Here is a 20384-nt window from a genome sequence, read left to right on the forward strand (position 1 = left end):
GCGCCGAAGCGCTGAGTCGGCGAAGTGGGCGGGGCCCGCGCTGGTCGGTTTGGAGCGCGGGTCTGTTTGCTGGGGCCGTCCAGCGGGGGTGGTGCGTGCCGGCGCCGGCCCGTTGAGGGCGGACGAGCGGAAGTCGAAGGCAGGCGTGCCGCGGACGCCCTCCGGAAGAAAACTTGCAGTGAACGGCCGCCGAACGAGACGAGCGATGTCGCAGTCCGGGGCGGCGGCCCCGGACCGCCCGATCGGGCCGGCGCCGGCACGCACCACCCCCGCCGGACGGCCCCAGCAAACAGACCCGCGCTCCAAACCGACCAGCGCGGGCCCCGCCAACTTCGCCGACTCAGCGCTTCGGCGCGTTGACGGATCGTCCTGAAGCCTCCTTCGGTGCCTTTCCGGTCGACTCGCGCACCACCAGCGTCGCGTCCACCTCATGATGCAAGGGGGGATTCTCCCCCGCCAACGTACGCACCAGGAACTCTCCCGCCCGCGTCCACACCTCGTCTGTCGGAAGATGCATCGTCGTCAGGCTGGGCCGCAAGTGCCGGCTCCACTCCAAATCGTCGAAACCCATCACGGAAAGATCGCGCGGCAACCGCAACCCCTGGCGTTCCGCCTCCAGCAACACCCCATAGGCCAGCACGTCATTGCCGCAAATCACCGCCGTCGGATGCGGCGCCCTCGCCAGCAGCGCGCGCGCCGCCTGGCGCGCATCGTCCAGCTTGTACGGCACCTCGATATACCACTCCGGACGCAGCGCCAGTCCGGCCGCCTCCAGTGCCCGCCGTATCCCCTGCACGCGCGCCGAAGCGCGATCGTTATGCCGCGCCAGCGCCGCCACAACCCCGATCTGCGTATGGCCCAGGCCGATCAGGTACTCGCAGGCGCGTCGCGCCGCATCTTCGTTGTCCGCGCCCACCGACGCATACGGTTTGCCGGGGTGGTACACCCCCACATTCACAAAGGAAATGCGCTGCATTTCCAGCAACCGCCGCAGCCCCGGCGTGTGGACATCGCCGCGCAGGATCAGGCCGTCGATCCCGCGGCTGATCATATTCTGCGCCTGCTGCTGCTCCACCTCCGGGTCGTAGCCGCTGGTCGCGAGCAGCAAAAGATAGTTCTGCGACGACAGGTAGCGCTGCAGAGCCTCGATGCCCCGCGCGAACATCGCGTTGTCCACCGTCGGAATAATCGCGCCTATCGTGCGCGTGCGGCGCGACGCCAGGGCGCGCGCCGCCGCGTCGGGGATATAGCCCAGTGCTTCGATGGCGGCATCGATGCGGGCGCGCAGCTCCGCACTGACGCTGGCCGGGTTGTTCAGCGCCCGCGAAATGGACGCGGTGGACACGCCCGCAAGCCTGGCCACCTCCCGTATCCCGACCGCTCGATCGATTTTCATGAAACAGTTTTCATAATGCGGCTTATTGGAAGAATGCCTTCGCGGCACTTTACCAGAAGGCGAACCGCGTGCGCATTCGTAAGCACCGGTAAAACGCGGCTAACAAGGGGAAAAGCGGTATTGACATGACGTCCGCAGCGCACCCATACTCATGAAAACGGTTACATACCAAGGCATCGGCGCAACGGCTCGCACCGTCTGCGCCATGACCTGACCGAGGAGACAGAGGCATGCACTTCCCTATTCGGGCGCTCGCCGCCGGCATTTCCTGCGCATTGGCGCTGACCGCATCGCCGTGGGCGGCAGCCCAGGCATACGACGTCCGCGCGCACCAGGGCGCACGCATCAACTTCCTGGCGAACAACAACCCGGTCGCCAACGCGCTCATCAAGCACAAGGCCGAATTCGAGAAGCTCACGGGTATCGAGCTCAAGGTGGACGCCTACCAGGAGCAGCAGATGCGCCAGCGCCTGGTCACCACCATGAATGCCCATAGCAGCGAGGTCGATGTCTTCATGTCGCTGCCCTCGCGCGAGGGGCTGCAATTCGCCCGCGCAGGCTGGTATGCCGACCTGACGCCCTATGTCAGGAACGCCGTGGCGCCGGACTACGACTTCCAGGATTTCAGCTCGGGCCTCATCAAGGATGCCACCGTGGACGGCAAACTCACGGGCATACCGCTGAACCTGGAAGGACCCGTCCTGTACTACCGCGCGGACATCTTCAAAAAATGCGGCGTCTCCCTGCCGGCGAACCTGAAGGACCTGCCCGCCGTCGCGAACCGCATCAAGCAATGCGAACCGGACATCACGCCCTTCGTCTCGCGCGGACAAAAACCGGCGTTGCCATTCACCTATAGCGTCTTCCTCCACAACATGGGCGGCGAATACATGCGCGACGGCAAATCGGCCCTGTGCTCGCCGGCCGGGCTGGCCGCGATGGGACTGTACGCGGGACTGCTGAAGGACTATGGGCCGCCCGGGGTCGTGAACTACAACTTCTACCAGATTTCCTCGCTGTACAAGGCGGGCCGCGCGGCCATGGCCTTCGAGTCGTCCAATGAACTCAGCACCATCCTGCAGGGAGGCGCGCGCGAATCCGATACCGGCGTCGCGGTCCTGCCCGCCGGCGCGGGCGGCTCGCATCCCACGATGATCGGCTGGACCATGTCCATCTCGGCCTACAGCAAGAACAAGGACGCCGCCTGGGCCTTTCTGCAGTGGGCCAGCAGCCCGGCGATGCAGAAGCGGCTGGCGCTGGAAGGCATCGCGCCGCCGCGCGTATCGGCCCTGCAGGATGCGCAATTCAAGGCCTGGGCGGGACAGAAGCCGGTACGCCAGCAATGGGTCGCGGCGTTGGATCAGATCAGCCGCACCGGCACCGCGGAGGTGGGTTACCCCATCGTCGCCAATCCGGCATCGCGGGAATTCGTGGGGCAGGCCGTGGACGATGTCCTGCTGGGCACCAAACCCGCGGACAAGGCCTGCGCCGATGCCGACACGGCATTGAACGCCCTGATCGCCAAGGAATAAGGATGTTCGACTTCGAACTCGGCCACCGCGTCCTGATCGTGGGCGGCGCCGGTGACATCGGCTCGGCCATGGCGCGTGCATTCCTGGACCGGGGCTGCGAGGTCATCGCGACGGGGGTGGACCAGTCGGCCGTGGATGCCTGCGCCCTGCCGCCGCGCGCGGGCCTGACGCTGGCGACGCTGGACGTCACGGACGACGACGCCGTCGCGCGCTTCGCCGCGAACCTGGACCGCCTGGACACGCTGGTCAACTGCGCGGGGATCCTCGCGCGCGGCAAGGAATTCGAGATCGAAACCTTCCAGCGCGTGATAGACGTCAACCTGACCGGCACATACCGCCTGTGCGCCGCCTGCAAGCCGCTGCTTGCGGCCAGCAGGCGCGGCCCCGGCATCATCAACACCGCATCGATGAATGCCTATGCGGCACTCCCTTTGATCCCGGCCTACTGCGCCAGCAAGGGCGCGGTGGTCATGCTGACGAAATCCCTGGCGCTGGCCTGGGCGGGCGACGGCGTGCGCGTGAACGCCGTCGCCCCGGGCTATGTGGAAACCGCCCTGAACGCGGAGGGCCGGCGCGATCCCGCCCACTACACCCGCATACGGGACCGCATTCCGCAAGGCCGCTGGGCGCAGCCGGACGACATCGCCGGCGGTGCGCTTTTCCTGGCATCGCGCGCGGCGCGCTACATCACGGGCACCGTGCTGCCCATCGACGGCGGCTTCCTGGCGGGATAGGAATATGACGCGCACCATTGGAACCAAGGGCAAGCTCGCGGCGCTGTCCGCGCCCGCACTGGGCTTCACCCTGCTGCTGATCGCCTTCCCCTTCGGCTATACGCTGTGGCTCAGCCTGAATCAATTCAGCACCGGCGGGGGCATGCACTTCATCGGCGGCCACAACTACGTCCAAATGGTGCGCGACGCGGAATTCTGGCACGGCCTGAAGATCACACTCGGCCTGTACCTGTTGTCGCTGGTGCTGCAATTGGTGCTGGGCACCTATATGGCCATGTTGCTGCATGGCAGCCGCCGGCTGTCCGGCATCATGCGCACGCTGCTGATCTCGCCATTCGTTCTGCCGCCGGTGGTGGTGGGCATGATGTTCGTGGTGGTGCTGGACCCCGCCATCGGCGTGGCCAACTGGATGCTGCAGCAGGCGGGCTTGCCGCCTTCGGAATGGCTGGCGTCGCCGACCTGGGTGATCCCGACCGTCGCGCTGATCGACACCTGGCAATGGACGCCCTACGTGGCCCTCATCGTGCTGGGCGGCCTGCAGGCGCTGCCGCCCAAGGTCTACGAGGCCGCGCAGATCGACGGGGCATCGCGCGCGCGCATCTTCTTCCGCATCACGTTGCCGCTGCTGATGCCCACGCTGGTGACCGCCGCCATCCTGCGCAGCGTCGACCTGCTGCGGTTCTTCGACATCATCTACATCACGACCCAGGGCGGCCCCGGCAATGCCTCCAACACACTGAACATCTACGGCTTCCGCAAAGGCTTCGAATTCTTCGAGATGGGGTATGCCAGCGCGCTGATGGTCACCCTGTCGACCATCGTCCTGATGGCCGTCATCGTCCTGGTACGCGCGCGCCAGCGCACCGCCTGGTAGGAGCCCCCATGCACGACCGACTGCTGCATCGTTTGAACGCCGTGCAATTGGCCGTGGTGGCCATCGTCATCCTGGCCCCGGTGGCGTGGATGGTTGCCGCCTCGTTCAAGGGGCCGGCGGACGTCATCGCCTATCCGCCCGCCTTGCGCTTCGTGCCCACGCTGGACAACTATCGCCAGCTTTTCCAGACCACGCCGTTCGCCCAATACACCTGGAACAGCGTGGTCGTCACCGTCGGATCGACCCTGATCGGCATCGTCCTGGGCGTGCCGGCGGCCTTCGCCGCGTCGTGGACCCGCATCACCTGGCCGGCGACGATTACGCTGATGGCCCGGATGGCGCCGGGGACGCTGTTTCTGCTGCCCTGGTATGTGATGTTCCGCCATTTCGGCCTGATCGGTTCGTACACCGCGCTGATTCTCACCCATGCCGTCATCACGATGCCGATCGTGATCTGGGTGCTGCTGCCCTTCTTCGACGCCATTCCACGCAGCGTGCTGGAAAGCGCGCAGGTCGACGGCTGCGGCGTACTGCGCACGCTGTGGCGCATCGCCTTGCCGCTCGTCATGCCCGGCCTGACCGTCGCCGCCATCCTGGCATTCGTCTTCTCCTGGAATTACTTCCTGTTCGCGCTCGTGCTGTCTGACGGCGACACCAAGACGCTGATCGCCGCCTCGTTCAACTTCATCGGCGAAGGCTCGACCAATTGGGGCGGCCTGATGGCCGCGGCCACCCTGATCGCCTTGCCGCCCCTGCTGCTGGCCTTCGCCGTGCAGCGCCGCCTGGTCGGCGGGCTGGCGCTGGGCGCGGTGAAGGGCTAGGACACATCGGCAAACGGCGTGAAGCCGTGCCGCATTCGCATCGGAAAGGAGTCTTGCATGAAAGCAGCCGTATTCCATGGGGACCGCCGGGTCACCATCGAGGATGTCGAAAGGCCCGAGCCGGCCCCCGGCGAAGTCCTGCTGAAGGTCCGCCGCACGGCCCTGTGCGGCTCCGATACCAAGCTGTGGATCAAGGGCGCTGCATATACGCCAGGCCACGAGATCTTCGGCGTGGTCGAACAGCCCGGCCATCCCATGCACGGCCGCCGCTGCCTGGTCTATATCCCCGTGCATTGCGGCCACTGCGAGAGCTGCCTGCGCGGCGACACGCAGATGTGCCTGAACGAATCGGTACTGGTCGGCTGGAACCGGCCTGGCGGCTACGCGGAATACCTGGCCGTCCCGCAGCGTTGCCTGCTGCCCGTGCCGGACGATATCGAAGACGACCTGGCGCCGCTGCTGCTGGACACGATAGGCACGGCCGCGCACGGCATCCGTTTCGTCCAGCCGCTGGTGCCCCCCGGCGACACCGGACGGGTGCTCGTCACCGGCGCCGGTCCGGTGGGCATGGGCGCGCTGGTCGCGCTGCAGAACATGGGCTATGACGACATCTATGTGTCCGACCCCAAGGAAGAACGCCTGCGGCTGGCGGAATCCTTCGGCGCCCGCCGCCGGCCCATGGACGATGACACCATGCGCTTCAAGCTGATCGTCGAATGCAGCGGCGCGCACGCGGCCCGCAGCCGCGGCATGGAAATCGTCCTGCCGCGCGGGGTCCTGATCCTGATAGGCGAAAACGACCATCCCTGGCCGGTGCAGGAAAACAAGGCCATCCGGCGCAAGGACTTCTACATGGTCCGCACCTTCTACTTCCCGGTATCCGACTTTCCCCTGAACGTCGAGCTGCTGCGCAAGGAAAAGGCGCGCTACCGGCGTCTGGTGGACGCGCAGTTCGGCCTGGATCGCCTGCCCGACATGTTCGGCCGCTTCGTTGCCGGCGAACTGGTCAAACCCCTGCTCTCCTTCGCGTGAGGCGTCATGGCATCGATACGCTTGAGCGGACTCGTCAAGAAGTATGGCGGCAATACCGTGATACCGGCACTGGACCTGGAGGTGCGCGATCGCGAGTTCATGGTCTTCGTCGGCCCGTCGGGCTGCGGCAAGTCGACCCTGCTGCGCATCATCGCCGGCCTGGAAAACATCGACGCCGGCCAGGTCCACATCGGCGAGCGTTGCGTCAACGATGTGCCTCCGGCGCAGCGGGACATCAGCATGGTGTTCCAGGACTACGCGCTCTACCCCCATATGACGGTGCGGCAGAACATGGCCTTCAGCCTGGAAATGCGCGGCCTGGCCCGCGACGAGATCGCGCGCCGCGTGCAGCGCGCGGCAGCGACGCTGCGCATCCAGGATTACCTGGACCGCAAGCCCCGCGATCTTTCGGGCGGCCAGCGCCAGCGGGTGGCGATGGGCCGCGCCATGGTGCGCGACCCCAAGGTCTTCCTGTTCGACGAACCGCTGTCCAATCTGGACGCCAAGCTGCGCGGGGAAGTCCGCACCGAGATCAAGGCGTTGGCGCAGACGCTGCGGACCACCATGGTCTTCGTCACGCACGACCAGGTAGAGGCCATGACCATGGCCGACCGCATCGTCGTCCTGAAAGCTGGCGTCATCCAGCAGATCGGCACGCCTGAAGAGGTCTACGCCCATCCCGTGAACCAGTTCGTCGCCGGCTTCATCGGTTCTCCCGCCATGAATTTTTTCGACGTGACCGTGGACAACGAAGGGATCGTGCTGGGCGACGGCGCCCGCATCGCGCTGCCTGCTCCCACCCTTGCAACGCTGCGCGCGGCGCAGGTCCGCCGGGCCACCATGGGGTTGCGGCCCGAGCATCTGCAGGTCGTCCCCGAAGGCACGGCCAGCCTGCGCGTGGAGGTTTGCGTGGTCGAACCCCTGGGCGCCGATACGCTGGTGCATTTCGACGGCTGCGACGGCCGGCACGTCATCCGCGTGGATCCCCAGCTTCGCGTGCGCCCGGGCGATACGCTGCATCTCGGCTTCCGGCCGGATTGCGCGCACTTTTTCCACGGCCCCGAGGGACGCAACGCGCGCACGGCGGAGTCCGCGCAATGACCGCCTTCGCCATGCCCGGCGATCCGGCCAATATTCGTCCGCCCGCGCTGGCCTGCCTGGGCTTGTCGGCCTTCGACCTGACCTGGGTGGTAGAGCGCCTGGTGCCGGGAGGCAAGGCGCGCGCGGCGGAACATCACGAAGGCGGCGGCGGCATGGCCGCCAACGCCGCCGTGGCGGCGGCACGGCTGGGCGCGCGCGTGCGCTTCCTGGGCCGGGCCGGCGACGATATGGCGGGCCGCGCGATGCAGCGCGAACTGGCGTCGCAGGGCATCGACGTCAGCGGGTTTCGCCTCTTCGACGGCGCGCGTTCGTCGGTCTCCGGCATCGTCGTCGAGGCCTCCGGCGAACGCACCATCGTCAACTTCCGCGGCGAGAACCTGCCCGAGGACGCTTCCTGGCTGCCGCTGGACGAGGTCGCCGGCATGGATGCCGTGCTGGCCGATCCGCGCTGGCCGGACGGCGCAGCCGCGCTGTTCGAGCGGGCGCGCGTCCACGGCGTACCCAGCGTACTGGACGGCGACATCGCGGAGGCCGCCGTCTTCGACCGCCTGCTGCCGCTGACCGATTACGCGGTGTTCTCCGAACCCGGGCTGGCGGGATACGCGCGGGCTGGCGACGATCTTGGCGCCCGCCTGGCATACGCCCGCGCGCGCGGCTGCCGCGTCGCCGCCGTCACCCTGGGCGAGCGAGGACTCGCCTGGGATGCCGGCGAAGGCCCACGCCACCTGCCGGCTTTCCCGGTGCAAGCCGTGGATACCACCGGCGCGGGCGATGTCTTCCACGGCGCTCTCGCTTATGCGCTGGGCCTGCGCTGGCCGGCGGAAGACGCATTCCGCTTCTCCGCGGCCGTCGCCGCATGCAAATGCCTGTACCGCGGCGGCAGGTCGGGAGCCCCCGACCTGGCCACCGCCTGGGCCTTCCTACATCGATCCAAGGAGTAAACATGCCTGCCGAACTGCACCTGGGCAAAACCTGGGGCCTGCGCCGCATGGCGACGCCTGACGGCCACTTCGCCATGGTGGCGCTGGACCAGCGCCCGCCCATCATCAACCTGGTGGCAGCCCGGCGCGGCATCGCGCCGCAGGAGGTCGCCTATACCGACGTCATCGATATCAAGCGGCTGCTGGTGAGTACGCTGGGCAGCCATGCCAGCGCCATGCTGTTCGATCCGAACTACGCCTTTCCCGCAGCCCTGCCCTGCCTGCCGGCACACACCGGCCTGGTTGTGACGCTGGAGGACCATCGTTTCCAGGACACGCCCGGCGGGCGCCTATCGCATTCGATCCGCGACTGGAGCGTGGAAAAAATCAAGCGCGTCGGCGGCGATGGCGTCAAGGTGCTGGCCTGGTACCGCCCCGATGCCGCGCCCGAGGTGCGGTCGCACCAGCAGCGGTACGTCGAGGAAATCGGCCGGGAATGCCGCAAATGGGACATCCCCCTGGTGCTGGAACTGCTGGTCTACCCCTTTGCGCGCAGCGCGGGGCACACCACCGACTACGTGGAAGCCGCCGAAAAGCTGCCCGAGCTGGTCATCGAAAGCGTGCGTGAGTTCGCCGACCCCCGCTATGGCGTGGACCTGTTCAAGCTGGAAAGCCCGCTTCCCGGCGCCGGCCTGCCGGCGCGCGACGGCGGCGCGGGCCATCTGGCCGCGCAGGCGTGGTTCGACCGCATGGGCGACATCTGCGCGCAGGCCGCCATCCCCTGGGTCATGCTGTCGGCGGGCGTGACGGGCGCCCAATTCGTGCGCGTCATGGAATACGCCTATGCCGCCGGCGCGAATGGGTTCCTGGCCGGACGCGCCATCTGGGGCGAGGCCCTGCAAAGCTTCCCGGACCTGGCGCGCTGCGATGCCGGGCTGCGGGAACAGGGGCAGGCGACCTTGCGCGAACTGGGCGCGCTGACCGTCCGCAGCGGTCGTCCCTGGACGCCCGACTACGCGTCGCTTACCGGTATCTCGGCCGAAGGGGAATTCTGCGCCGCCTATGCCTGAAGACCGTCTTGCGCGGCGGGTTCGGCGCCGAACAGCTCCACCTGCCGCAGGAAGTCCTCTCCATCCGGGAAGTTGCTCATCCCCACCCCCACCAGCCGATAGCGTGTGCCGGCCGGCAGATCGACCCGGCCGCGCAACCGCCGCGCCACTTCGGCCAGCGCCGCCGCCGAACCGGGCGCGGAGGCCAGCGTATGGCTGCGCGTCAACAAGCGGAAGCGGTCGGTCTTCAGCTTCAGCGTAATGGTGCGGCCAATGCCGCGTTTGCGCGAGGCCTGCTCCCATACCCGCTCGGCCAGCCGGCCGATGGCGTCGCCCAGCTCGTCCAGCCGCAGATCCGTCTCGAAGGTGGTCTCGGCGCTGACCTGCTGCGCCACCTGGTCCGCCTCCACGGCACGATCGTCGATGCCGTGCGCCAATTCGTGCAGGCGTCTTCCATAGCGCCCGAAGTGGTGCTCCAGCTCGTCCACCGAGCGCAGCTCCAGGTCGCCCACCGTCAGGATGCCCAGTTCCTCCAGCCTGGCCTGCGTCACTTTGCCCACGCCGGGCACCTTGCGTACCGGCAAGGGACGCAGGAAGGCCATGACGTCGCGCGGCCGCACCACGAAAATGCCGTCCGGCTTGTTCCAGTCCGACGCGATCTTGGCCAAAAATTTATTGGGCGCCACGCCAGCCGAGGCCGTCAGGCCGGTCTCTTCTCGAATCTGCCGCCGGATGGTCTGCGCGACCTCGGTCGCCGACGGCAGCGCCGTCTTGTTGGACGTGACATCCAGGTAGGCTTCGTCCAGCGACAGCGGCTCGACGACGTCCGTGTGGCGGACGAAGATCTGGCGCACCTGCCGCGACACTTCGCGATACCGCGTAAAATCCGGCGCGACGTAGATGGCCTGCGGGCAAAGACGCAGGGCCCGCGCCACCGACATCGCCGAATGCACACCGTACCGGCGCGCCTCGTACGATGCCGCGCACACCACCGAGCGCGGCCCCTTCCAGGCGACCACGACAGGCAGGCCCCGCAGCGCGGGATCGTCGCGCTGCTCGACCGACGCATAGAACGCGTCCATGTCGATGTGTACGATTTTGCGCATGGTGATGGTCAACGCGGCATCCGCCGCCCGTCATATCCTGAAAAGCCCCTGGCGCCCGCTCCACCCCGATCGCACATGGACACGATGCACCACGATACCCCGCCGGCCGCAACCGATTACTTCGGCGCCCATATCCCGCTGATGGACTACCTGGGCCTGGTCCCGGACCACATCGAACCCGGCCTGGCGCGGACCCGCCTGCCCTGGCGGGTGCAGCTTACCAATAGCCGCGGCGACGTGCACGGCGGCACGCTGATGAGCGTCCTGGACTTCACCCTGAGCGCCTCCGCCCGCGCCGACATGGACGCCGGCGTCAGCATGGCCACCATAGACATGACCACCAGCTTCTTCGCGCCCGCCAACGGCGACCTGGTCATCGAGGCGCGTTGCCTGAAGCGCGGCCGCTCCATCGCTTTCTGCGAAGGCGAGATCCGCAACGCCCATGGCGACGTGGTCTGCAAGGCGTCCGGCACATTCCGCATCGTGCGGCCCAAACCCGCCGCCGCGGTGCAATAGCCCGGCGCCTAGCGCGAGGGCTTGGACTTGGGTACCGAATCGCTGGGCATATAGGACGTGCAGGCCGGAATCTGGAACTGGATGGCATCGCGCATCGCGATGACGGCATCCATGTTCCAGATCCCTTCGCCCCACATCTCGATGTGCACATCGGTATTCCGGTCGTCGATGGCCGACAGGTTGACCAGGGCGATGTCGTTGGAGGTAAAGGGCGCCAGCACTTTCACCTGCGCCTTGCGGGACGCGGCATCCAGGTTGCCGACCACGCGGTAGGCGGACTTGCCGGTCAGGCATTGCTCCGCCTGGGCCCGGGCGACGTTGTAAGCCGATTGATAGTTGACCGCGATTTTGTAATCGCCGGACGGCGATACGCGGCCAGGCGCGATACCGAACGTGCATCCGGCCAGGCCGAGGGCCAACATGGCGGCCGCGGCGAATATCCTGAACATAGATCCTCCGATCAAGGAGGCGCAATTATCCCCCAATCCCGCGCCGGCTGGCGATCCCGCGTCCCGGTTCGACACTGGCGACAGCGCGTGGCATTATCGAATGGACCTCGCGCCCACCGCGCGACCGCATCAAACGGCGACTCAAAAGGAGACCGCATTGTTCAAATTCATGACGCGCACCATGCTCGCGGCAGCCCTGATCGGGGCATCCCCGGGGGCGCCGGCCGCCACCCCGCGCCAGTATCCGCTGAAAGACTTCTTCCGCAATCCCGACCGCGGCTTCTTCCGCCTTTCGGACGACGGCAACATGCTGGCCTTCATGCGGCCGGTCAGCGTGGACGGCCAGCCGCCGCGCATGAACATCTTCGTCCAGCCCCTCCAGGGCGCGACGCCGGTAGGAGAGCCACGCAAGCTCACCAGCGAAACCGCGCGCGACATCAGCAATTATGTCTGGAAGGGCTCGGACACCATCCTGTACGCCAAGGACTTCGGCGGCGATGAAAACTTCCATGTCCTGGCGGTCAACGTGCACAGCGGCAAGGTCGTCGACCTGACGCCCTACCCGCAGGTGCGCGCCGCCATCGAGGACGACCTGGAAGACGATCCGGAGCACATCCTGATCGGCCACAACCAGCGCGACCCGCAGGTATTCGACGTCTATCGCGTCAACGTGCACACGGGCGAATCCCTGCAGGTGGCGCAGAACCCCGGCAACGTCGTGGGCTGGCAGACGGACCACGCCGGCAAGGTGCGCGCGGCCATCACCAGCGACGGCCTGAACACCACCCTGCTGTACCGCGACGACGAGGATCAGCCGTTCCGGCCGCTGATCACCACCGACTACCGCACCCACGTCAGCCCGGTCCTGTTCACGTTCGACGACAAGCAGCTGTACGCGCTGAGCAACCGCGGGCGGGACACGCTCGCGCTGGTCCGCATCGATCCGGCGCGGCCCGACGCCGAAGAAATGCTATTCGACCCGCGCAAGGCGGACCTGGGCGGCGTCGGTTATTCGCGCCGCCGCAAGGTGCTGACCGTCGCCACCTACGAAACCGACAAGCCGCAGCGCAAGTTCTTCGACATGCAGGTCGAAGCGATCTACGGCAAGCTGGCGGATCGCCTGCAAGGCTACGAGTTCGCGCTGCAGGGCGAAACCCGCAATGAAGACAAGTTCGTCGTCGCGGCGTACAACGACCGCACGCCGGGTGCGCGCTACCTCTACGACCTGAAAAGCGACGCCCTGGTCAAGCTGGCCGACATCAACCCGGCCCTGCCGGAAGCGGACATGGCGCCGGTCCAGCCGATCAGCTTCCAGAGCCGCGACGGCCTGACGCTGCATGGCTATCTGACGCTGCCGCTGGGACGCGCGGCGCGCAACCTGCCCGTCATCGTGAACCCGCACGGCGGCCCGTGGGCACGCGACAGCTGGGGCTATAACGCAGAGGCGCAGTTCCTGGCGAACCGGGGCTTCGGCGTGCTGCAGATCAATTTCCGCGGGTCGACCGGGTACGGGCGCAAATTCTGGGAAGCCAGCTTCGGCCAATGGGGGCTGGCGATGCAGGACGACATCACCGACGGCGTGCAATGGCTGATCTCGCAAGGCATCGCGGATCCCAAACGCATCGGCATCTACGGCGGCAGCTACGGCGGCTACGCGACCCTGGCGGGCATCACCTTCACGCCCGACCTTTACGCGGCGGCGGTCGATTACGTCGGCGTGTCGAACCTGTTCACGTTCATGAACACGATTCCGCCCTACTGGAAGCCCTTCCTGGAAAAAATGTACGACATGGTCGGCCATCCCGAGAAAGACAAGGACAGGCTGGCCGCGACGTCTCCGGCCTTGCATGTGGACCGCATCAAGACGCCGCTGCTTATCGCGCAGGGCGCCAAGGATCCCCGCGTGAACAAGGCGGAAAGCGATCAGGTGGTGCAGGCCCTGCGGGCGCGCGGCGTCGAAGTCGAATACATGGTGAAAGACAACGAAGGGCACGGCTTCCATAACGACGAGAACAAATTCGAGTTCTACGAGGCCATGGAGAAGTTCTTCGTACAGCACCTGAAGCCCTAGGTGCCGCTGCGCGGGTCCCGCGCTTCGCTTTTACCTTGCCGCGGGCCGCTCGCGCGGCCTCACCGCTTCGCGGCCCGCGTGCCCTCCATATTGGGCAGAAAGACCGCCATCATGCCCAGGAACGGCAGGAAGGAACACAGCTTGTAGACGAAGCCGATACTGGTGACATCGGCGATATGCCCCAGCACGGCGGCGCCCACGCCGCCCATGCCGAACGCGAAGCCGAAGAACAGCCCGGCGATGGTCCCCACCTTGCCCGGCACGAGCTCCTGCGCATACACCACGATGGCCGCGAAAGCCGACGCCAGCACCAGGCCGATGATGGCGACCAGCACGCCGGTCCAGAGCAGGTTGGCATACGGCAGGACCAGCGTGAACGGGGTTACCCCCAGGATGGACGTCCAGATCACCGCCTTGCGCCCGATGCGGTCGCCGACCGGGCCGCCCACGACGGTGCCCACCGCCACCGCCGCCAGGAAGATGAACAGATACAGCTGCGCGCTGCGCACCGGCAGGTCGAATTTATCCATCAGGTAGAAGGTGAAGTAGCTGTTCAGACTGGCCAGGTAGAAGTACTTGGAAAATATCAACACGGCCAGCACGCCCAGCGTCGCGCTCACGCGGGCCCGGCTCAGGGTCGGCCGGTCCGCGGCGGCGCGGGCCTTCGGCTTCAGGCGCCAGCGATTGCCCGCGTACCAGCGCCCCACGCCGATCAGCACCAGCATGCCGAACAGCGCCGCCAGCGAAAACCACGCCACGCTGCCCTGCCCGTGGGGAATAATGACCAGCGCCGCCAGCAGCGGGCCCATGGCCGAACCGACATTGCCGCCCACCTGGAACAGCGACTGCGCCAGGCCATGCCGCCCGCCGGAAGCCATGCGCGCCACGCGCGAGGACTCGGGGTGGAATACCGAGGAACCCGTGCCCACCAGGATCGCCGCGAGCAGGATGAAGGGATACGACGGCGCCACCGACAGCAGCAGCAGGCCCACCAGCGTGAAGCCCATGCCCACGGGCAAGGAATACGGCAGCGGCCGCTTATCCGTATACAGGCCCACGCAGGGCTGCAGCAGCGAGGCGGCGATCTGGTAGGTAAGCGTAATGAAGCCGATCTGGCTGAAACTGAGCGAGAACGAATCCTTCAGCATCGGATAGATGGCGAGCAGGATCGATTGGATCATGTCGTTCATCAAATGCGCCACGCTGATGGCGCCGAGCACCTTGAAGGCGGTGGAATCGGATGCGGCGGCAGGCGCGGCCGCCGAAGCGGCGGCAGGCACGGCAGTGGACAAGGGAGCGTTCATGGCCAGGACGAGAAGGAAAATGAAGAAAACGGAATAAACTTGCACAAGTGTAATTAGTCATGCATACGCCGGAGTGACAACCTTCGTCGAATAAGTGACACTGCACTGTCATTGCGGATTGCCTCCATGCCTGCTCATCCCTCCTCCGCCTTTCCCGGACGCAGCATCGATGTCGATGACTATCAGGGCGTGCCCCGCGCCATCACCGCCATGGCCAAGGAATTCACGCCCGGCACCACCACCGGGCCTCACAGCCACCCGCGCGGGCAACTGCTGTACGCGGTGGACGGCGTGATGCGCGTGACCACGGCGCAGGGCATGTGGGCGCTGCCGCCGCAGCGCGCGTTCTGGGTGCCGGCGGGCATCGAACATCAGGTGGAGATGGTCGGCCCGGTCGCCATGCGCACGCTATACGTCTCGGCCGATGCCGCCGGCCACCTGTGGCCGGATTGCTGCGTCATCGAAGTCAGCGGACTGCTGCGCGAATTGATCCTGGCGCTGATGGCGCTGCCCATCGAATACCCCTTGTCCGGCCGCGCTGGACAGATTGCCGACCTGACGCTGGCCGAGCTGGCCCAGGCCAAGGTGCTGCCCATCCATATCCCCTGGCCCACCGATCGACGGCTGCAGGCAGTCTGCCGCGCCATCCTGGCGCAACCGGGCCTGGAGCGGACGGTGGATGAGTGGGGCGAGGAAGTCGGCGCCAGCGGCCGCACGCTGATCCGCCTGTTCCGCTCCGAGCTGGGCCTGAACTTCCGGCAATGGGTGCAGCAGGTCCGCCTGGCCGACGCCGTCGGCCGCCTGTCGCTGGGCCAGCCGGTGGCGCGCATCGCCGCCGAACTCGGCTACCGCAGCCCGAGCGCCTTCGCCGCCATGTTCCGGCGCGCGATGGGTACCGCGCCCAACGTCTATCTGGACCGGCCTTTTTCAGGTTGACGTCAGCGCGGGCCGGCCCTCGCCCGCTCCCCGTCCCCCATTGAAGGGTACGACCCGCCAGCCTGCGATAATGCATGTCTGTTGAAACCTTCATCCCAGAGTCCGGGTCTATGCAGCTCTGCCCCAGATTCGCCCGCGAATGACCAATCACCCGCAACCCAAGCAAGCCCAGCCCCGCGACAATTCCGGCTTCAGCCTGTCCCGGCTCGCCATCAAGGCCGCCATCGTCGTGGGCGGCCTCGGAGCCTGCGGCGTGATCGCCCTGTGCCTGGCGATCGCGCTGGCCTGGCCCAGCCTGCCGGACCTGCACGCGATGACGGACTACCGGCCGCGCATCCCCCTGCGCGTCTACACGTCGGACAACGTGCTGATCGGCGAATTCGGCGAAGAGCACCGCAACGTGCTGCGCTTCGATGAAATCCCCGACATCATGAAGCACGCGGTGCTGGCGGCGGAGGACGACCGCTTCTACCAGCACGGCGGCGTCGACTGGACCGGGGTCCTGCGGGCAATGCTGACCAACGCGCTGAGCCTGTCGAAATCGCAGGGTGCCAGTACGATCACCATGCAGGTGGCGCGCAACTTCTACCTGTCTTCCGAGAAGACCTACACCCGCAAGCTGTACGAACTGCTGCTGACCTTCAAGATCGAATCCGCGCTGACCAAGGACCAGATCCTGGAGCTCTACATGAACCAGATCTATCTGGGTCATCGGGCCTATGGCTTCGCGGCCGCCGCCCGCACCTATTTCGGCAAGCCGCTGGCCGACGTCACGCCGGCCGAAGCCGCCATCCTGGCCGGCATACCGAAAGCGCCGTCCCGCTACAACCCCATCACCAACCTGCCGCGCGCGCAAATCCGCCAGCATTACGTGCTGGGACGCATGCGCGCGCTGAACTACCTGGACGAAGCCCAATATCAGGCGGCCATGGCGCAACCGCTGACCATACGCGGGATGTCCGACACGGGCGGCAACGCATTCCGCGTGCATGGCGAATACCCCGCCGAACTGACGCGCCAGCTGATGTACGGGATATTCGGCGACCAGACCTACTCGCGCGGCCTGAACGTCTACACGACCATCAATTCCAAGGACCAGGAAGCGGCCTACCAGGCAGTGCGCGCCGGCATCCTGGATTACACGCGGCGCGCCCGCTATCCCGGCCCCGAAGACCAGATCGACCTGCCCGACGATATCGAAAAGGATCCGCAGGCACTGGACGACCTGATCGACGGCCTGCAGGACAAATACCCCGACAGCGGCGATCTGTACATGGGCGTCGTGCTGTCCGCCAGCCCGACATCCATCACGGTGGCGCGCGGCTCGCACGAGATCATTACCGTCGACGACAAGAAAGCGCTGTCCATCGTCGCGCGCGCCCTTAACCCCAAGGCCAAGGGCGACGAACGCCTGCGGCGCGGTTCGGTGGTCTACCTGCACAAGAATGGCGACACCTGGGAAGTCCTGAACATGCCGACGCTGCAGGGCGCGCTGGTGTCGGAAGCCCCGGAGGACGGCGCCATCCGCGCCATGATCGGCGGTTTCGACTTCTATCGCGGCAGTTTCAATCGCGCGGTACAGGCATGGCGCCAACCCGGCTCCAACATCAAGCCCTTCATCTATTCCGCGGCCCTGGAACGCGGCTTGACGCCCGCCACCCAGATCTCGGACATGCCGTTCTCGCTGACCGCGGAACAGACCGGTTCCAAGGCATGGGCGCCGAAAAACGACGGCAACGCCTACGAACCGATGATCACCTTGCGGCAGGCGCTGTACAAGTCCAAGAACATGGTGTCCATCCGCATCCTGCAGGCCATCACGCCGGCTTACGGACAGGAATTCCTTACACGGTTCGGCTTCGAGAAAAGCCGCTGGCCGGCGGTGCTGCCCATTGCGCTGGGCGCGGGCTCGGCCACGCCGCTGCAAGTGGTCAATGCCTATTCGGTATGGGCGAATGGCGGCTATCGCGTCGTGCCTTTCCTGATCGATAAGGTCACCGACAGCAGCGGCAAGGTGCTGATGCAGGCGCAGCCCCAGCATGCCGGCGACGAAGCCGAACGCGTGGTCGACCCGCGCGTGGCCTGGATCATGGACGACCTGCTGCGCGGCGTGGCGACCTACGGCACGGCCGCGCGCGCGCATCAGGTGCTCAAGCGCGATGACATCGCGGGCAAGACCGGCACCACCAACGACTCGGTGGACGTCTGGTTTTCCGGCTATACGCCCGCCCTCGCCACGACCGTATGGATGGGCTTCGACCAACCCAAGTCCCTGGGCTCCAACGAGTTCGGCGCCGGCCTTACCCTGTCCGCCTGGCTGCAGTACATGCAGACGGCCCTCAAAGGCGTTCCCGTGGCGCCCCGGCGCCCGATGCCACCCAATATCCTGACGGCCAACGGCGAATACTACCTGTCGGAATTCCCGCCGGGGCAGGCGGTCGCGTCGCTGGACCTGCCGACGGACGATCCCCTGGGCGACTTCCTGAACCGCGGCAGCACGGGCGGCGTTCCCATGATGAACAACCCGTCGCAGCCCGACGGCCAGCCTTCGGGCACCCCGCAATCCGGCCCGCCGCCGTCCAATTCGGCCTTCCCGCCGATTCCGGTCCCGCAGGTGGATAGCGGGCGCGCGCCGCGGCCGGCCCCCGCCCTCGGCACGGCTCCTTCCGGCTCGCCCGCCACGATTCCGCCCATCCCCGTGCCACGCGCCGACATCCCGCAGCCCGCCACCGCGATGGTCGTACATCCTTAGCGGAGAGGTGCCGCCCCGGGCGGATGCGGCGATGCGCGCGGACCGTGTGTCCGGCCGCTTTCGGCTATGCGGCTGGCGCCCCCTCGATGGGCGGGCGCGGCGTCGTATGAAGGCTGGCCAGGTCCAGCAGGGTGAAATACCCGTCGTTCGTCCAGCCGCCCGTATCGATGTGGTAGACGTTGCCCAGTATCGTGGGAGACCGCAGCGGCGTATGCCCGACCACGACCGCGCGCACGCCGCGCACGCCCGACGCATCGCCGCGTGACAGCCTTTCGCGCGACCACTGGCAGATGCCGCGTGCCCGCTTGAAGCGATCCTGCAGGTAGCGCGGCAGTTTGTCCCAGTCGCTTACCGGGCAATCCGCGTGCACGATGCCGACCACGCCGCCCGCCGTTTCCACCTCCATCACCAGAGGCATGCGCGCATAGGCCTCCGAGTGGGTGCGCTGGTCTTCCGGCGACATCTCCAGGAACCATCCGCCGCCGTTGATACGCCAGTTTTCCGGGTCCACCAGCCCGGTGCGCACATAGCGCACCGCGTAGTCCTCGTGGTTGCCCTGGACGGCATGAAACCACGGCTGCGCCAGCCAGCGCGGCGCTTCGTGGCATTCCGGCCCGCGGTCGGTCAGGTCGCCCACGGAGAACAGGCGATCGCGCTCCGGATCGAAACCCACCGTGTCCAACGCCGAACGCAGGCGCGAAAAATGGCCATGAATGTCCCCGACGGCCCAATCCCGGCCGACGGTATTCCTGGCGTAATGTTCGACGTCGATAGGCATGACCATATTCCGTACCGCGAAATGCCGTGGTTCGCGCATCCCAACACAATAATCCCGCGCGCGCGCCCATCCCGACACGGCCATCTTACCGGCGGGGCGTGTAAAGTGGTCGCTTCACGCGCATTTCCCCCCACAGGAGACCCGCTATGAAGCCACGCGTCGCAATCGTCGCGCCCGGCGCCATGGGCAGCGCCATCGGCCACCGGCTGGACAGCCACGGATTCCAGGTGCTGACATCCTTGACCGGCCGCAGCGAGGCCAGCGTGCGACGGGCGCGCCAATGCGGCATGCACCATCGCACCGATGTGGAATTGGCGCATGCCGACATTTTCCTGTCCATCGTCCCGCCGGCCGAGGCCATCGGTCTGGCCCGCCGCTTCGCGCCGCTGTTCAAGGAACATGGACGGGCGCCCGTCTACGTCGATTGCAACGCGGTCAACCCGCGTACCGCCGAACAGATCGCACGCATCGTATTGAATAGCGGCGCGGCATTCGTGGATGGCGGCATTATCGGCGGACCGCCGCGTCCAGCCACCCCCGGTCCCGCCGTGTATTGTTCGGGCCCGGCCGCGCCTGCCGTGACGGCCCTGCGCGAAGGCGGCCTTCGCATCCGCGTGCTGTCCGACGAACTGGGCGCCGCCTCGGCGCTGAAGATGTCCTATGCCGGCATTACCAAAGGGCTGGTGGCGCTGGCATCGACCATGATGCTGGGCGCCTCGCGCAACGGCATCGCACAGGCGCTGTACGAGGAACTGGCCGATAGCCAGCCGCATTTGCTCAAGCACTTCTCGCGCAGCGTCCCGGACATGTTCGGCAAGGCCTATCGCTGGGTGGCGGAAATGGAAGAAATCGCCGAATTCCTGGCGCCCGACGAAAGCGGCCGGCGCTTCTTCGAAAGCGCGGCGCGCCTGTACGAACGGCTGGCCCGGGACAATGCCGCGGACCGGGCGGAGATCGATGCCCTGGGCGCCTTTCTCGCGCGGGAATGCGGGTCGCCGCCGGCGGCGTAAGCC

The 20384-nt window shown here is 66.8% G+C and carries 18 protein-coding genes; 13 read left to right on the top strand and 5 right to left on the bottom strand.

The features are described 5' to 3' along the window. Window positions 1-340: 340 nt before the first annotated feature. Window positions 341-1396: a LacI family DNA-binding transcriptional regulator gene (locus ACO1P8_RS00065; RefSeq protein WP_486293923.1), complete on the bottom strand. Its 1056-nt coding sequence runs from the start codon at window positions 1394-1396 to the stop codon at window positions 341-343. 230 nt (window positions 1397-1626) lie between these two features. On the opposite strand from ACO1P8_RS00065, the gene ACO1P8_RS00070 reads away from it, so the two are divergent. The 8 genes from ACO1P8_RS00070 to ACO1P8_RS00105 are packed head-to-tail and all read left to right on the top strand — an operon-like array spanning window position 1627 to window position 9480. Then, window positions 1627-2928 (top strand): ABC transporter substrate-binding protein, encoded by a 1302-nt coding sequence (locus ACO1P8_RS00070; RefSeq protein ID WP_486293924.1) that lies wholly within the window; start codon window positions 1627-1629, stop codon window positions 2926-2928. Window positions 2929-2930: 2 nt separating this feature from the next. Continuing rightward, on the top strand, window positions 2931-3662 hold the full coding sequence (locus ACO1P8_RS00075; RefSeq protein WP_486293925.1) for an SDR family NAD(P)-dependent oxidoreductase: 732 nt from the start codon (window positions 2931-2933) through the stop codon (window positions 3660-3662). Between the two features lie 4 nt (window positions 3663-3666). Further along, a complete protein-coding gene (locus tag ACO1P8_RS00080) occupies window positions 3667-4536 on the top strand; it encodes a carbohydrate ABC transporter permease (protein WP_486293926.1) in 870 nt (289 codons plus the stop codon). An 8-nt stretch (window positions 4537-4544) separates the two neighbouring features. After that, entirely contained in the window at window positions 4545-5357 is an 813-nt protein-coding gene (locus ACO1P8_RS00085; protein WP_486293927.1) for a carbohydrate ABC transporter permease, read from the top strand. A gap of 57 nt (window positions 5358-5414) precedes the next feature. Further along, on the top strand, window positions 5415-6389 hold the full coding sequence (locus ACO1P8_RS00090; protein ID WP_486293928.1) for an alcohol dehydrogenase catalytic domain-containing protein: 975 nt from the start codon (window positions 5415-5417) through the stop codon (window positions 6387-6389). Between the two features lie 6 nt (window positions 6390-6395). Beyond that, window positions 6396-7490, top strand: a complete 1095-nt coding sequence (locus tag ACO1P8_RS00095) for an ABC transporter ATP-binding protein (protein ID WP_486293929.1) — start codon at window positions 6396-6398, stop codon at window positions 7488-7490. Next, window positions 7487-8431, top strand: a complete 945-nt coding sequence (locus tag ACO1P8_RS00100; RefSeq protein ID WP_486293930.1) for a PfkB family carbohydrate kinase — start codon at window positions 7487-7489, stop codon at window positions 8429-8431. Before ACO1P8_RS00095 ends, ACO1P8_RS00100 begins: the two co-directional genes overlap by 4 nt. A 2-nt stretch (window positions 8432-8433) precedes the next feature. Then, window positions 8434-9480: a tagatose 1,6-diphosphate aldolase gene (locus ACO1P8_RS00105; RefSeq protein WP_486293931.1), complete on the top strand. Its 1047-nt coding sequence runs from the start codon at window positions 8434-8436 to the stop codon at window positions 9478-9480. On the opposite strand, the gene dinB is transcribed toward ACO1P8_RS00105, so the two are convergent. After that, entirely contained in the window at window positions 9471-10565 is a 1095-nt protein-coding gene (gene dinB, locus ACO1P8_RS00110; RefSeq protein ID WP_486293932.1) for a DNA polymerase IV, read from the bottom strand. The genes ACO1P8_RS00105 and dinB overlap by 10 nt on opposite strands. A gap of 75 nt (window positions 10566-10640) precedes the next feature. Between dinB and ACO1P8_RS00115 the strand changes: the two genes are divergently transcribed. After that, complete coding sequence (locus tag ACO1P8_RS00115) at window positions 10641-11081, top strand: PaaI family thioesterase (protein WP_486293933.1); 441 nt, start codon at window positions 10641-10643, stop codon at window positions 11079-11081. 8 nt (window positions 11082-11089) lie between these two features. On the opposite strand, the gene ACO1P8_RS00120 is transcribed toward ACO1P8_RS00115, so the two are convergent. Further along, on the bottom strand, window positions 11090-11530 hold the full coding sequence (locus ACO1P8_RS00120; RefSeq protein WP_486293934.1) for a BPTD_2524 family lipoprotein: 441 nt from the start codon (window positions 11528-11530) through the stop codon (window positions 11090-11092). A 169-nt stretch (window positions 11531-11699) separates the two neighbouring features. On the opposite strand from ACO1P8_RS00120, the gene ACO1P8_RS00125 reads away from it, so the two are divergent. Beyond that, window positions 11700-13601 carry an alpha/beta hydrolase family protein gene (locus ACO1P8_RS00125; RefSeq protein ID WP_486294100.1) on the top strand — a complete coding sequence of 634 codons (1902 nt, stop codon included), beginning with the start codon at window positions 11700-11702 and terminating at the stop codon, window positions 13599-13601. 59 nt (window positions 13602-13660) lie between these two features. Here the strand turns inward: ACO1P8_RS00125 and ACO1P8_RS00130 are convergent, their stop codons facing one another. Next, a complete protein-coding gene (locus ACO1P8_RS00130) occupies window positions 13661-14905 on the bottom strand; it encodes an MFS transporter (RefSeq protein WP_486294101.1) in 1245 nt (414 codons plus the stop codon). 126 nt (window positions 14906-15031) lie between these two features. Here ACO1P8_RS00130 and ACO1P8_RS00135 point away from each other — a divergent pair, with 126 nt between their 5' ends. Then, entirely contained in the window at window positions 15032-15841 is an 810-nt protein-coding gene (locus ACO1P8_RS00135) for an AraC family transcriptional regulator (protein WP_486293935.1), read from the top strand. Window positions 15842-15980: 139 nt separating this feature from the next. Beyond that, entirely contained in the window at window positions 15981-18593 is a 2613-nt protein-coding gene (locus tag ACO1P8_RS00140; protein ID WP_486293936.1) for a penicillin-binding protein 1A, read from the top strand. A gap of 64 nt (window positions 18594-18657) precedes the next feature. Here ACO1P8_RS00140 and ACO1P8_RS00145 read toward each other — a convergent pair whose 3' ends face one another. After that, a complete protein-coding gene (locus ACO1P8_RS00145; protein ID WP_486293937.1) occupies window positions 18658-19371 on the bottom strand; it encodes a metallophosphoesterase in 714 nt (237 codons plus the stop codon). A 146-nt stretch (window positions 19372-19517) separates the two neighbouring features. Between ACO1P8_RS00145 and ACO1P8_RS00150 the strand changes: the two genes are divergently transcribed. Further along, a complete protein-coding gene (locus ACO1P8_RS00150; protein WP_486293938.1) occupies window positions 19518-20381 on the top strand; it encodes an NAD(P)-dependent oxidoreductase in 864 nt (287 codons plus the stop codon). Window positions 20382-20384: the final 3 nt, after the last annotated feature.

The organism is Bordetella sp., from assembly GCF_057362025.1.

Coding starts and splice junctions, on each gene's coding strand:
- ACO1P8_RS00065 (WP_486293923.1), bottom strand. CDS start 1,396: ATGAAAATCGATCGAGCGGTCGGGATACGGGAGGTGGCCAGGCTTGCG.
- ACO1P8_RS00070 (WP_486293924.1), top strand. CDS start 1,627: ATGCACTTCCCTATTCGGGCGCTCGCCGCCGGCATTTCCTGCGCATTG.
- ACO1P8_RS00075 (WP_486293925.1), top strand. CDS start 2,931: ATGTTCGACTTCGAACTCGGCCACCGCGTCCTGATCGTGGGCGGCGCC.
- ACO1P8_RS00080 (WP_486293926.1), top strand. CDS start 3,667: ATGACGCGCACCATTGGAACCAAGGGCAAGCTCGCGGCGCTGTCCGCG.
- ACO1P8_RS00085 (WP_486293927.1), top strand. CDS start 4,545: ATGCACGACCGACTGCTGCATCGTTTGAACGCCGTGCAATTGGCCGTG.
- ACO1P8_RS00090 (WP_486293928.1), top strand. CDS start 5,415: ATGAAAGCAGCCGTATTCCATGGGGACCGCCGGGTCACCATCGAGGAT.
- ACO1P8_RS00095 (WP_486293929.1), top strand. CDS start 6,396: ATGGCATCGATACGCTTGAGCGGACTCGTCAAGAAGTATGGCGGCAAT.
- ACO1P8_RS00100 (WP_486293930.1), top strand. CDS start 7,487: ATGACCGCCTTCGCCATGCCCGGCGATCCGGCCAATATTCGTCCGCCC.
- ACO1P8_RS00105 (WP_486293931.1), top strand. CDS start 8,434: ATGCCTGCCGAACTGCACCTGGGCAAAACCTGGGGCCTGCGCCGCATG.
- dinB (WP_486293932.1), bottom strand. CDS start 10,565: ATGCGCAAAATCGTACACATCGACATGGACGCGTTCTATGCGTCGGTC.
- ACO1P8_RS00115 (WP_486293933.1), top strand. CDS start 10,641: ATGGACACGATGCACCACGATACCCCGCCGGCCGCAACCGATTACTTC.
- ACO1P8_RS00120 (WP_486293934.1), bottom strand. CDS start 11,530: ATGTTCAGGATATTCGCCGCGGCCGCCATGTTGGCCCTCGGCCTGGCC.
- ACO1P8_RS00125 (WP_486294100.1), top strand. CDS start 11,700: ATGACGCGCACCATGCTCGCGGCAGCCCTGATCGGGGCATCCCCGGGG.
- ACO1P8_RS00130 (WP_486294101.1), bottom strand. CDS start 14,905: ATGAACGCTCCCTTGTCCACTGCCGTGCCTGCCGCCGCTTCGGCGGCC.
- ACO1P8_RS00135 (WP_486293935.1), top strand. CDS start 15,032: ATGCCTGCTCATCCCTCCTCCGCCTTTCCCGGACGCAGCATCGATGTC.
- ACO1P8_RS00140 (WP_486293936.1), top strand. CDS start 15,981: ATGACCAATCACCCGCAACCCAAGCAAGCCCAGCCCCGCGACAATTCC.
- ACO1P8_RS00145 (WP_486293937.1), bottom strand. CDS start 19,371: ATGCCTATCGACGTCGAACATTACGCCAGGAATACCGTCGGCCGGGAT.
- ACO1P8_RS00150 (WP_486293938.1), top strand. CDS start 19,518: ATGAAGCCACGCGTCGCAATCGTCGCGCCCGGCGCCATGGGCAGCGCC.